Origin of the sequence: Anabaena sp. WA102, assembly GCF_001277295.1 — a bacterium.
GTDB classification, from domain to species: Bacteria; Cyanobacteriota; Cyanobacteriia; order Cyanobacteriales; family Nostocaceae; genus Dolichospermum; species Dolichospermum heterosporum.
Map to the genome: position 1 here is coordinate 2,736,048 of NZ_CP011456.1, position 13,119 is coordinate 2,749,166.

Genomic DNA, 13,119 nt, shown 5'->3' on the forward strand with positions numbered 1-13,119 from the left:
CTTTTAACTTGCAATTGTTTATGAGTTCTCCCCAACCTCCTCAAAAGCCAAAAACTATAATTGGTCAAGTAACTCAAGCGGTCAGCACCATTCATGCTAGAGTCAACTTCTCCATGAAGCTCAAACCCAATGCGAAAGTACCAAAACTATTGGTCCATGATGCCGGCGGGAACCAAGAAGAAGAATATGATTTATTAGGCGATCGCTATATACTAGGACGGAGTTCAAAATCCTCTGATATCGTCGTCCGTAACCCACTTGTCAGCACAGTTCACCTCTCATTATCGCGGGACTCCACCCAAAACACCCCCGTTTTCACAATCAAAGATGAAAACTCCACCAACGGTATTTATCTTGGCAAAAGGCGGATAAATACCCTAGAACTGCGTCATGGTGATGTTATTAACTTAGGACCACAGGATCTAGCTGATGCTGTGAGTATTCAATACATAGACCCACCAGCTTGGTACATCAAAGCTGCCACCTGGACAGCCTATGGAGTCGGTGGTGTCACGGCTTTAATTGCCCTAGCCATAGGTGCAGAATGGCTGAAATTTTCCGTTAGACCCCTACCTACAGCCACTCGCGCCCCTGTCGTTGTTTATGCCCGTGATGGCTCAACCCCACTCCGTGAACCCCGCAATATCGCCCACGTAGACCTGAAACAATTATCAGACTTTGGACCCTATTTAGCTGCTGCGGTCGTAGCTTCCGAAGACAGTCGCTACTATTGGCACTTTGGCGTAGACCCCTTGGGTGTATTGCGAGCCGTACTTATCAACAGTCGGAGCGGTGACGTTCAACAGGGAGCAAGTACAGTTACCCAACAAGTAGCTCGAAGTTTATTCCGGGAATATGTAGGCAGTCAAGACTCTTTAGGACGGAAAGTTAAAGAAGCCGTCGTCTCCCTCAAACTAGAAACCTTTTACAGCAAAGACGATATTTTACTAACCTACTTAAATCGGGTATTTTTAGGTGCAGACACCTCCGGCTTTGAAGATGCAGCCAAATATTATTTTAACAAATCCGCCAAAGAATTAACCCTAGCCGAAGCAGCCACCCTAGTAGGGATTTTACCCGCCCCCAATGCCTTCGATTTTTGTGGCAGTGGTCCCCGGAAACTCGGTGCAGCCGACTACCGCAATCGAGTCATTAAACGACTGCTAGAAATGGGCAAAATTACCCAAGAAGAAGCCAACCGCGCTCGCCGTTCTACCGTTCAAGTTAGCCCCAAAGTTTGCGAAAGGCAAGCCAAAACCATTGCCCCCTATTTCTATGATTACGTCTTTCAAGAACTCACATCAAGGCTAGGTCCAGCAGCAGCTAGAGAGGGTAACTATATCATCGAAACCCAACTTGATCCAACTATCCAAGCCAAAGCCGAAGCTGAGTTAAAAAATTCCGTCACCAAAGCCGGCTCAAATTTTGGATTTTCTCAAGGAGGAATGGTAACTCTGGACTCAAAAACCGGGAGTATTGTGGCTATGGTAGGCGGGACTGATTACAAAAAAAGCCAGTTTAATCGCACCGTTCAAGCCCAAAGACAACCAGGTTCTACCTTTAAAATTTTTGCCTACGCTGCGGCTATAGAAAAAGGGTTTTCGACCTACAGAAGTTATTCTTGCAGTCCTTTAACTTGGCAAGGTTTTACCTATAAACCCTGTCGGGCTGGTGCTGGTGGTAGTTTAGACATAGCCACTGGTTTGGCAATGTCAGAAAACCCCATTGCTTTGCGGGTAGCCAAGGAAATTGGTTTGAATAAAGTCGTAGATATGGCGCAGCGTTTGGGTGTTAAATCAAATCTTGAGGAAGTACCTGGTTTGGTATTAGGTCAAAGTGTGGTTAATGTTTTAGAAATGACTGGCGCATTTGGGGCGATTGGTAATCGTGGAGTCTGGAATCCCCCTCATGCTATTAGTAAAATTCGTGATAGTAGTGATTGCAAGGATCTTAAAGATTTTGAAACCTGTCGGGTGATTTACTCCTTCGATACAGATCCAAATGGTTCTAAACAAGTTCTAAAAACAGCAGTTGCCAATCAAATGACTACTATGATGCGAGGAGTAATTACTAGTGGTACAGGTCGTAGCGCAGCTATTGGTTTAGGTGAAGCAGGTAAAACCGGAACAACAAATAATAATGTTGACCTCTGGTTTATTGGTTTTATTCCTAGTCGTCAACTTGTCACCGGCATTTGGCTAGGAAATGACAATAATTCACCTACCTCTGGCAGCAGCGCCCAAGCGGCACAACTTTGGGGTAGTTATATGGGTAAAATTACTAAATAGAGTTTGTTAAAAAAGTCTTTTCGTTAGGGTTAGAAGTCGGGGTGAAGAATTATCTTTTGTGCATAAGCACTTATGCTTTTAATTAAATAAACGTGGGTTCGACCAATAATTTTTAACCCCTCTGGTGAACCTCTCCCTAACCCTCTTCTAAGGGACTTCCAAGAAATAAATTATCCTGATTAACGAACCACAGAGGCGCAGAGGACACAGAGGAATAAGGGTTTGAGAGATTTTTGCGTTAGGTGGTTGAGTATTTTTTTATTTGGAAGTCCCTAAGAGGATGTTTGAAAAGTGGTATCCCGTAATTTTCATCACATTGTTACCCCCTTTCCCCTTTACAAGGCTACGGTGTACACACAAGTTATCGAATCACAATTATTCCTCAAATTACCCCACCCTAACCCTCCCCGATGCTTTGGGGAGGGAACTAATTTTTCCTTAATCCCCCCTTTATAAGGGGGGATTAAGGGGGGTAATTTAACTTGTGTGTACACGATAGCCTTTATAAGTGGAGGGTTAGGGAGGGGTAAAATATTCGATACAGCAATCATGACTTTTCAAACACCTTCTAAGTAGGTTGGCGTTGAAAATTGTCGTTATGGCAAGGCAAAAGGCAAGAGGCAAGAGGCAAGAGTGAAGAGGGTTTGGGCAATTTTACGTTTCTTTACACAGTTTGGTTTTATTGTGTTCACCTACTTAAGAGGAGAGGAATAACATTTAATATTGGAGAGGCTTAAAAACCTGATTTTAAGATTCTAATAAGAGGTTAAAATGCCCCTTTCCGTGTCGCAGAGGGGTTGGGGTGAGGTTCATCGAACTCACGTTAAATAAAATCTAGCTTAGATATAATTAGGAGTAAATAGTATAACCAGTTGCCAAAGAGACGTAGTATGGGTTACTATACTAACACCTTATTGAAACATATTATTACTGCCTTACATTCTTAAATCCTGGATTGGGTATGAATAACAGTCATTTATTGATAGGGCGGATTTTTGCGTAATGTCCTATTGTATCAATCCTCACTGTCCCAAACCCATTGACCTAGCAAATGCAAATAATCCCATTTGTCGTAACTGTGGGTCACAACTACTGCTGCAAAATCGTTATCGGGTACTTAAACAACTAGGACAAGGTGGTTTTGGCAACACCTTTGAAATTGACGACGGTGGAAAAACCAAAGTTTTAAAAGTGCTAACTGAGAATAACCCTAAAGCTGTGGAATTGTTTCAACAAGAAGCCAAGGTTTTGAGTCAGTTAAATAGTGTGGGTATTCCCAAAGTAGAAGCAGATGGTTATTTTACGGTTTTACCTAAAAATATTTCTATACCATTGCATTGTTTAGTAATGGAGAAAATTGAAGGGGTAAATTTAGAGCAATGGATGGAATTTCGTAATTATCAAACTATTTCTGAAAAAGAAGCACTGAATTGGCTAAAACAAATTGTAGAAATTTTGGCTTTAGTCCACGCTCAAAAATATTTTCATCGTGATATTAAACCTCAGAATATCATGCTGCGACCAAGTGGGCAACTTGTCTTAATTGATTTTGGTGCTGTGCGACAAATCACAACCACAATTTTAGCCGGAAATTCCCATACGAGAATTATTTCACAAGGTTATTCACCACCAGAACAACAAAACGGTTATTCTGTACAACAGTCTGATTTCTTTGCTTTGGGACGGACTTTTATATTTTTGCTGACAGGTAAAGAACCCCAGGATAAAGCTATTTATGATCCTCTGACTAATGAGTTACATTGGCGGAAATATGCAGTTAATATTTCTCCGCTTTTAGCAGATTTAATTGATAATTTAATTGCTCCTACTGCAAATCAGCGTCCTGAAAATACGAGAGTTATTTTACAGAGATTGCAGAAAATTGAAAAGGCTTTAAATCAACCTTACATTTTCGGAAATACCACCAATATTCAATCAAAAAATAGTTCTTTACCGACTGTTTCCGTTAGTCCAGGTAAACCCGTACAACCTGCGGCTCAACCAAATCTGAAAAATCGCAAAAAGTGGAAATGGTTGATTGGTTTAGGTGTGGGATATTTTGCTATTGCTGCATTGAATCAACCTAATAATAAAAACATAGTTGGAACTGAAGAAAAAATACCTGTTGTTAGTCCTAGTATTTCTAATTCATCACCAGTTATCCCCTTTTCCGAATCTACACCAAAGGCTAAAACGCAAATTCAGCCAAGTCCTGTAAATGTAATTTCATCTGAAGATTTGCAAGCTGAACAAGCGAAGAGGGAAGAAATAGAAAAACGTGAAGCTGCTTTAAAAGCTGAAGGAGAGAGAAAAGAAGCTATAGAGAAACAAAGGAAATTAGAATCAGCCGCTAAAGCCGAACAAGAAAGAGTAGAGGCTATTAGGAAAGAACAAGCAGCTAAAGAAGCACAGGAAAAGCTAGAAGCTGTGATTAGAGAAAGGGAAAATCAGGCTGCAATATTAGCACAACAGAAAGAACAAGCTGCACTGCGAGAGAAACAAAGACAACAAGCAGCAATACAAACTGAAAAGGCTAAACAAGCTTTGCGAAGAAAACCACCAAAAACAATTTTGGTAACTCCAAAGAAACGACAATTACCAGCTAAACCACAAAAAGCAAGGAAAAAACAAGAAAATACACCACGTTCACATGATAATGTAGTTGATGTGACTAAACCTTGGGAAAATACACATCCCATTCCTAAAGCTTCCGATGAATTAGAACAGGTAATCAGAGAAGGAAATCAATAATGAAATTCACAGTGAAAGGTTTAATTACTTTATTTGTAACTGGCTCGGCTTTGTTTTTAACGCCAATGAGAAGTGATGCACAGGTTAATATGAAATCACTGGCTGAGGTAGCTGATAGTTGTCAGAAAGATGTTCCTTCTAAAAAATACTATCAACAAATGCTATTCAATGTTGATAGGTGGAATAATGAGTATTTTAGATTCCCTAATTTAGAAGTATGTATCGAATCTCGATATCATTACTCCTTAATTTTGGATAAATTTCCTGAACTCGCTTCAACAGGAGAAATACTACCAGGGTATCCCAGTTCTGTAGCTATTGGAAAATTAGCAAGGATACATGGTTATCCTCACCAGTTGTTAGACTGTCTTGTAACTCAGGATGCCTCTAGCCAAGAATGTAGTACGACAAAGAATTCAATTTCTACAGGATATAAAATCAGGAATGCTGATCCTTATTATTATCATGATCTTCAATATATAGTATATGTCTGTCCTTCTTGCATTGTAGCTCATGACGAAGTATCAGGTTCAGGAGAGATAATTTTAAAATCTTTTATCGAATGGTTTCTTAAACTTGATAAACCACAAAGAAGAGAAGTATTTTCTCTTTTAGAAAATGCTGATAAAGCTGGTCGATTGAGGTGGTTATTATATGAGGAATCTCAAAAAGCAGTAAAAGAATATCAGGAAACACGCGCAAGGGTTCGGCAGCAGGAACAGGAGCGACGTAAAAGAGAATTACTTGGTAATTAGGTTTTTGTAATTTAGTAGATTGGGTTGACGCAAGGAAACCCAACAATAATCAATAACAGCGTAACGTAGAATTAATGATAATAAGCTACAACATACGAAACTTCAGATAGAATCATGACCACAAATGCAGAATATAAAGCAAGAATTACTAGCTATAAATGGGATGATTTAATCAAATTATGGTCAGAAATTGAATCAGGTAATACACCAAATTGGGATGCAGGTAAAGCATTAGAATATCTCGTTTTACGAGCATTTCAACTCAACAATGCCGAAGTAACTTGGCCTTACAGCGTGTATTTAGATGGAGAAGAAATAGAACAAATTGACGGAGTAGTTTATGCAGATGGCTTATCTTGTATAATAGAATGTAAAGACACAGCAAAACCTGTTAAAATTGAACCTATAGCCAAGTTGAGAAATCAACTATTACGCAGACCAGCAGCAACTATTGGGAGTATATTTAGTCGTAGTGGATTTACAGAAGCATCGGAAACCTTAGCTGGATTTGTTGCACCTCAAACTATTCTATTGTGGGGAGGAGAAGAAATTAAATATTCTTTAGAAAATGAGTGTATACGTAGAGCATTAATCAAAAAATATCGTATTTGTGTTGAACAAGGACTAGCTAATTACAACATTAAAACTGAGGTTCTATCATGACTTCATCTTATATAGTATTAGAAGGTAATAAAAACCAAGAAATCCTAGAAAAATTACTGCCCAAAAATTTAATTCAAGATGTGAAAATAGTAGTAGGTGAAAGTCAGTATGAAGTAAGATCATTAGCAAGTTCCCTGATTGCTACTAGACATATTCCTGTAATATTAATTTTAGATGCTAATACAGATAACGAATCTCAAGTATTTGAAAAAAGGGATTTAGTTAATTATTTATTACGTCGTGCTGCGGCTAAAACCCCTTTTCAAGTATCTTTAGCTATTCCTGAAATAGAAATTATATTTCTCCAAAATAAACCATTAATTGAAAAAATCGCCCAACGTGAATTTAATGATTTAGAATGGCAACTAGCGCAAAGTAAACCTAAAGAATTTTTAGAGACAGTTTTAGGTAAAGAACAATCAATTAGTGAGAAAATATTTAGCAATATCAATGATGAAGAAATTAAGATATTACAACAACATTCATTAATACAAGAAATAATAGAATTTTTATCATCACTTATTCCGTCTTTTGTGGCAATTAACTAACTATATATTTGTAGGTTGGGTTGACGCAAGGAAACCCAACATCATTTTTCAGATCCCCGACTTCTAAGATTAATTATTTGTTGAATAGAAAAATCTTGAAAAGAAGTCGGGGATCTTTTGGGAAAATGGAAATGCTTATAATGTAGAAATAGTGGATTACCATTAGGAGAAAATGTCATGGAAAATAACTTACTACATAATCCCCATGCTGGTGAAATTTTAAAATATGAATTTTTAGAAGAATTAGACATCAGCGAAAATACTTTAGCTGTTAATTTAGGTTTAACTTATCCTACTATTCAAGGAATTATTACAGGTAAACTGAAAATGACGGCAGATATAGATTTGCGCCTTTGTCGCTATTTTAGACTTTCAGATGGTTATTTTTTAAGATTGCAAAATGCTTATGAAATCATGGAAGCGAAAAGAAATTTAGGAGAAATTTTAAATCAAATTATTCCTTATTCTTTAATGGTGACAGATTAACACAAATATGTTATGTAGGACTCATACTTGATTGTTGAACAAAACTCCGTACACCTAAATACTCTAAAACCCTCTTGCCTTTTGGCTACCTACACAAATAATTTCAAAAATCAACTATTGTTCTTATATATACAGCATTTTTTGATCTCATAAAATACTATGAAGGGCGGGAAAACCCCGCCCCTACTAAGGATTAGATGATAAAAAACTGTACCTCATCACAGCAGGGATGACTATAATTCTACTGATTATATTTTGTATCCCACCTTCCACACCCAAAGTATCGTATCACACATCAATCAATAAATAGCATATAAAAAATAAGGTATAAAATAGTTTTTGAAATATCTAAAATTGGCTTAAATTCCCTATCGTCAAGCCTTCGTAAGGTTTTATATTGCAAGGAGGGTTGCGTGACCTTGGTTATAGTGTTATGTTTATCTATAGCTTCTGAAGCAATAGATAACTTCTGATGGCTTCCTAAGTGTTTGTCGTTGACTAAGCCAGGATGTAATCTAAAGTTATCTATCGTGTTAGAAGCTATGGGTCAAACTAAAAAAGCAAAAATTACATTTACTTGCTCATATGAACTACGTGAAGAGTTAGAAAGTATTGCAAGTTCAGAAGACAGGACACTATCAAATCTTGTAGAAAGGCTTGTGACAAGAGCAGTTCAGATTTACAAACCGGAAGATCAAAAAGCAAGTTAACCATTTTGCGATCGCCAGGCTAAGTCCGCAGGTATCGTCAACTACTCAAAAACAATATGAATACACCACCAGTAGATAGATTAGACCGGATAGAAGCGATATTAGAGCGCGTGGCAGTTCAACAGGAAACTACAGCAGTTAACCTGACGGAACTGATATATAAGGTTGATGACTTTATGGGAACTGCTACCAGTGTTTTGGGGAGAAATGCCATCCTTAACGATGTGGTAGTAGGACTAAATGAAACGGTAGGAAGATTAGATACTAACCTTGCTACTCTCCAAAGCAATTTTGCAGAGAATCAAAAATCAACCAATGCTGCTTTAGAAAGACTAGAAGCAATTTTGATCAAGCTGATGGATAGTTAGGAATGCAAATTTAATAACCTGCAATTCTGATTTAAACTGGGAATGGTGCGTTACGCTGTCGCTAACACACCCTACTTTTGCAATTTATTTAATTTAGGGAACACCAAAAAATAAATTACCCAATTTTGTGGGATGGGCAGGATGCCCATCCTTGATAATTAGCGGGCAATTCGTCCCGCACCACAAGAAATTTTTGGGTATTTTTTTAATTGGAAGTTCCTTAATTCACATTCCTAAGTTTTTGTCGTTGACTGAGCCAGGATGTTATCTAAAGTTATACTAAAAACGGCGGAGATTTGAATTTTTACAAAATAACAAAAAAGCTAGATGTGTAGGGGTAAAGCAAAAGCTCATTGGTGTCAACTTAACGTGAAAGCCTTGTAAAATATCAGTTTCACCCTTTCTCGTTCCCATACTCTGTATGGGAATGAATTCTAGAAGGCTCTGCCTTCTATGAAAACAGAGGCAGAGCCTCTGTAATAGCATTCCCAGTCAGAGACTGGGAACGAGATATCATCAGGATTTGAGATTAAGTTGACACCAATGAGCTTTTGCTTTACCCCTACCCATAGAATCAAACGATTAAGCCGTTTAGAGTATATTCAGCAACGCCCAAAATTTAAGGATTTACAAGATTAAAAATTTTTATGAATATTAGGGTATGCCCTGCGGTTGTGGTCTTGAGTCAAAATAGCGTTACAGTGGGGCGAAGAATTACTAGTGTCTTAGCTGGTGCGAAATTATATGGTTTGGTTAATCGCACTCATGATGTTGATATTAGCTTTACCAATTTTGGCGAAACTTTACGAGAACTATTCGCTGCTGGTACACCGATAATTGGTATTTGTGCAGCGGGGATTCTAATTAGAACAATTGCACCGTTGTTAACTGACAAAGGACAAGAACCGCCAGTTTTAGCTGTAGCTGAAGATGGTAGTGCTGTTGTTCCGCTTTTGGGTGGTTTAAGTGGTGTAAATGATTTAGCACGTCAAGTGGGTTCAGCACTGAATATCCAACCAGCAATTACCACAACGGGAGATATCCGTTTTCACACTGCTTTGTTATCTCCTCCTGCTGGATATCATTTAGCTAACCCAGAACATGGGAAAAAATTTATTGCTGATTTATTGGCTGGGGGAAAGGTTAAATTACAAGGAATAGCGCCTTGGTTGAGTGAGAGTAATTTACCTATTGATGAAAATGGTGAGTTAATTATTCAAATTACTGAAAATTTGGGTAATTCTGATCCTAATTGTTTAGTTTATCATCCTGGGAAAATTGCGATAGCTTTGCTCGCCGAAGGCAACGCTCTCACCAAGCCAGAACCAGATACAATCACTCAAATTCACCAAATCCTCGCAGAATCTAATTTAGCACCTGCCGCAGTGGCAGGAATATTTGCACCGCTACAACTGGCGAATAATTCCCAACTTCACTCTATAGCGACAACTTTGGGAGTTCCTACCCGTTTCCTACCCACCAATGAACTAACGGAATTGGTTTTGGCGGCTACAGGTGCAGATAGTCGAATTGTATCATCCCCATTTTCCCAGATAGCTGTTGCCATTTCCACGCAAATTATCAACCCTGACACCATTGGACAACCCCAGGGCAAATTAGCGATTATTGGTACGGGTCCTGGTGCATCTCAATGGATGTCACCCCAGGTAAAGGAAATTTTGGCAGCAGCGACGGATTTAGTCGGTTATAAAACTTATATTAATTTAATTGGACATCTTGCAGATGGTAAGCGTGTTCATGAATCAGATAACCGCGTGGAAGCAGAAAGGGCATATCAGGCGCTAGATTTGGCTGCATCGGGAAAATATGTAGCAGTTGTATCTTCTGGCGATCCCGGTATTTACGCAATGGCGGCGGCAGTGTTTGAGGTTTTAGAGCAATATCACAAACCAGAATGGCAAACCATTGATATTCAAGTCGCCCCTGGTATTTCGGCTATGCAAGCCGCAGCAGCCACTATTGGTGCGCCTTTGGGTCATGATTTCTGTGTGATTTCTCTCTCTGACATTTTGAAACCTTGGGAAATTATCGCTCAACGAATTACCGCTGCGGCTAAAAGTGATTTTGTCATTGCTTTCTATAATCCTGTATCAAAAGAACGCACTTGGCAACTAGCCGCCGCGAAAAAGATTTTAATGGAACACCGCAAACCTGATACCCCAGTTGTGTTGGGACGAAATTTAGGAAGAAAGGGAGAAGAAGTCCAGGTTACGACTCTAAAGGAATTAGAACCAGCATTAGCGGATATGCGAACTGTCATTATTATTGGTTCTTCCCACACTCGACAAATCCAGCAAGATCATAATATTTGGGTTTATACTTCCCGCCGATATAATTCTCAGGAATGATGTTTTTTCTATTAAACATAATATCCTTCTTCTTTCTTCCTTTCTCCTGACTCCTTTAAGATATAACTCTCTTAATTATGTCTAGTTTATATCTGAGAAAGACTTGATTTTTTTATTCTCATCATCAACAATAAAAACATCATGTTTCAGACATGATTGTAGCCAATAAAAGTGACAGAAGCCCTGATAATGTCCGCCCTTGCGGACATTTTACTTATTATAAATTCTTGAAAAAAATGACAATTATATATTGAAAATTCATTCAGAGGGAACAGGGAACGGGCAACAGGGAACAGAAAAAACTCATGTTTAAAAACATGAGATTGAAATAATGACACTGTTTTTTTTCGTGCTACGCATCTTTTAAAAACATCTTTTTCTTGACTGAATCTCTAAACTCAGCAAATGAGTGTTTCTTATCTGTTCCCAGCTAAGAATTCCCTCCTATTTCTCCATAAGGTGAGCAGTCGAACTATTTTTTTCTCAAGAAGCGGGTGGCGGGAATCGAACCCGCATGATCAGCTTGGAAGGCTGGAGTTTTACCACTAAACTACACCCGCGTGCTTCTGACTTAATTAAGATAACATGGCTTTTATAAAATTGCAAGTAGTTATGGAGAATTTATGGATTTAATTTTGAGACGAATATATAAATTGCTTAAATCTGGTTTTGATCCGTCTTGATTATAAGCAGCAAGAAAACTTTCTTGTGCAAATATCTGGTTAAGTGCTTGTTCATAAATATTTGCTTGGCTGCGGAGTGCGGCGGGTTCAATCGTGATGATTATCGCTTGTTGAAATTTTCCATTTTTATCAATTACTAAACTAGCCAGTATATTTGCTGGTTTGAGATCCTCATCGCTGGGAAGTATACTAGCCTCTAAATCTTTTTCTGTACTTCCTTTGTATTCAGCTAGAACATCTGGTAAAGCATCGGTTATGAGTTGTTTTTGTTGTATTAATTCACTAACTTCTTCTTTGAGTAGAGGACTGACGGTAGCTATAGCACCCCCTCCATTGGTGGTTGGGGACGCTTCTGGTTCTCGGTTAGGATTTACGGAAGGTTCTGCTGTGGGAGTTGGGGAATCAGTAGGAATGTCTTGACGGAGGAGAGTTCCCTTTCCTAGTTTCACTTCTTGACGACGATTCCAGGGAAGTTCACTATCTGGAATTATTGGTGTTGCTTCTGGTGTTGCTTCTGGTATTGGGTTTGTGGGATAGAATTGTTGTCTAACTCGTGATTTTTCAACTTCGGTTTTTTCAGGTTCAGGTTTTTCAACTTCAATTTTTCTAACTTCAGGCTTTTCAACTTCAATTTTTCTAACTTCAGGCTTTTTAACTTCAATTTTTCTAACTTCAGGCTTTTTAACTTCAATTTTTCTAACTTCAATTTTTCTAACTTCAGGCTTTTGAGTTTTATCTTGTTCTGTTAAATGAATTTTAGAAATTATCTCACCATCATTTTGATTGTTGGGTGTAGTGGGTGGTGATTTTGGTGAAGATGAAAAAGAAGATTGCGGTTTAATCTTTGGAGTTGTTGATTGATGTTTAATTGTGGATTTTGGTTCGGAAGCAATTTCAATAATATCAATGGGAATCGAACTTTGGTTAGAGCGAGGAAACCAAGCTTGAAATTCATTAGATGAACGCATTAACCAAAATACTAACAAATGAATAGAGACAGAACCAATACATACAACAGTCCATAACCAAGGTGGATCACTATGTCGTCTCAATGGTTGAGATGTAATCGAACTATCGCTTAAATGATTATTGATCAACGTTGGCATCATGTTAATTCAAAACTTGAATATTCTAGTAGTTCGTCAAATTTATTTTGACGGGTAATGAGCGGAAAAAACTTCTGTTCTTCCCTCCCCTGCCCCCGGTGCCTCTCTTCTCCCCCTGCTTGCCTTCACCCGTCATTTTCGGGTTGACAGACTACTAGTAGTTCGGTTCTTTTTATAGAAAATCTGGGTAACTGTTCACACTCCCCCCTATCTTTAAAGAGAGATCAAGGATTTCGATAATTTTAGAGGGGGGGAGTGAATAACTACAAACCTGGTTCAAAATCATTGGCAGCCGCATTGTGTGAGCATTTCATTAAAAATATGGGGATAATTGTTTATAACCTTTGTCCCATAAGGGTTTTGTAACAATCAATCCTCAATCACCATAAAAG

Annotated in this window: 10 protein-coding genes and 1 tRNA gene; 9 read left to right on the top strand and 2 right to left on the bottom strand. The window is 38.4% G+C overall.

Features of this window, described 5'->3' with window-relative positions; translation table 11 throughout:
• Nucleotides 1-20 precede the first annotated feature (20 nt).
• From AA650_RS11800 to cobJ, 9 genes are all read left to right on the top strand, one after another.
• Nucleotides 21-2,288 (top strand): transglycosylase domain-containing protein, encoded by a 2,268-nt coding sequence (locus AA650_RS11800; RefSeq protein WP_053539166.1) that lies wholly within the window; start codon nt 21-23, stop codon nt 2,286-2,288.
• A gap of 1,002 nt (nt 2,289-3,290) precedes the next feature.
• Nucleotides 3,291-5,039, top strand: coding sequence for a protein kinase domain-containing protein (locus tag AA650_RS11805; RefSeq protein ID WP_053539167.1), 1,749 nt, complete (start codon nt 3,291-3,293; stop codon nt 5,037-5,039).
• Nucleotides 5,039-5,794: a hypothetical protein gene (locus AA650_RS11810; RefSeq protein WP_053539168.1), complete on the top strand. Its 756-nt coding sequence runs from the start codon at nt 5,039-5,041 to the stop codon at nt 5,792-5,794. Before AA650_RS11805 ends, AA650_RS11810 begins: the two co-directional genes overlap by 1 nt.
• 114 nt (nt 5,795-5,908) lie before the next feature.
• Complete coding sequence (locus tag AA650_RS11815) at nt 5,909-6,457, top strand: restriction endonuclease (RefSeq protein ID WP_053539169.1); 549 nt, start codon at nt 5,909-5,911, stop codon at nt 6,455-6,457.
• Nucleotides 6,454-7,005 carry a hypothetical protein gene (locus tag AA650_RS11820; protein ID WP_053539170.1) on the top strand — a complete coding sequence of 184 codons (552 nt, stop codon included), beginning with the start codon at nt 6,454-6,456 and terminating at the stop codon, nt 7,003-7,005. The genes AA650_RS11815 and AA650_RS11820 overlap by 4 nt, the downstream gene beginning before the upstream one ends.
• A gap of 177 nt (nt 7,006-7,182) precedes the next feature.
• Nucleotides 7,183-7,491, top strand: coding sequence for a HigA family addiction module antitoxin (locus tag AA650_RS11825; RefSeq protein WP_053539171.1), 309 nt, complete (start codon nt 7,183-7,185; stop codon nt 7,489-7,491).
• Between the two features lie 530 nt (nt 7,492-8,021).
• On the top strand, nt 8,022-8,201 hold the full coding sequence (locus tag AA650_RS11830; protein ID WP_053539172.1) for a ribbon-helix-helix domain-containing protein: 180 nt from the start codon (nt 8,022-8,024) through the stop codon (nt 8,199-8,201).
• Between the two features lie 56 nt (nt 8,202-8,257).
• Entirely contained in the window at nt 8,258-8,569 is a 312-nt protein-coding gene (locus tag AA650_RS11835) for a hypothetical protein (protein WP_053539173.1), read from the top strand.
• A gap of 647 nt (nt 8,570-9,216) precedes the next feature.
• Nucleotides 9,217-10,938, top strand: a complete 1,722-nt coding sequence (cobJ, locus tag AA650_RS11840) for a precorrin-3B C(17)-methyltransferase (protein ID WP_053539174.1) — start codon at nt 9,217-9,219, stop codon at nt 10,936-10,938.
• Nucleotides 10,939-11,427: 489 nt separating this feature from the next.
• Here cobJ and AA650_RS11845 read toward each other — a convergent pair.
• Nucleotides 11,428-11,498, bottom strand: a tRNA-Gly gene (locus AA650_RS11845).
• Between the two features lie 50 nt (nt 11,499-11,548).
• Nucleotides 11,549-12,730 (bottom strand): hypothetical protein, encoded by a 1,182-nt coding sequence (locus AA650_RS11850; RefSeq protein WP_081424212.1) that lies wholly within the window; start codon nt 12,728-12,730, stop codon nt 11,549-11,551.
• Between the last annotated feature and the right edge of the window lie 389 nt (nt 12,731-13,119).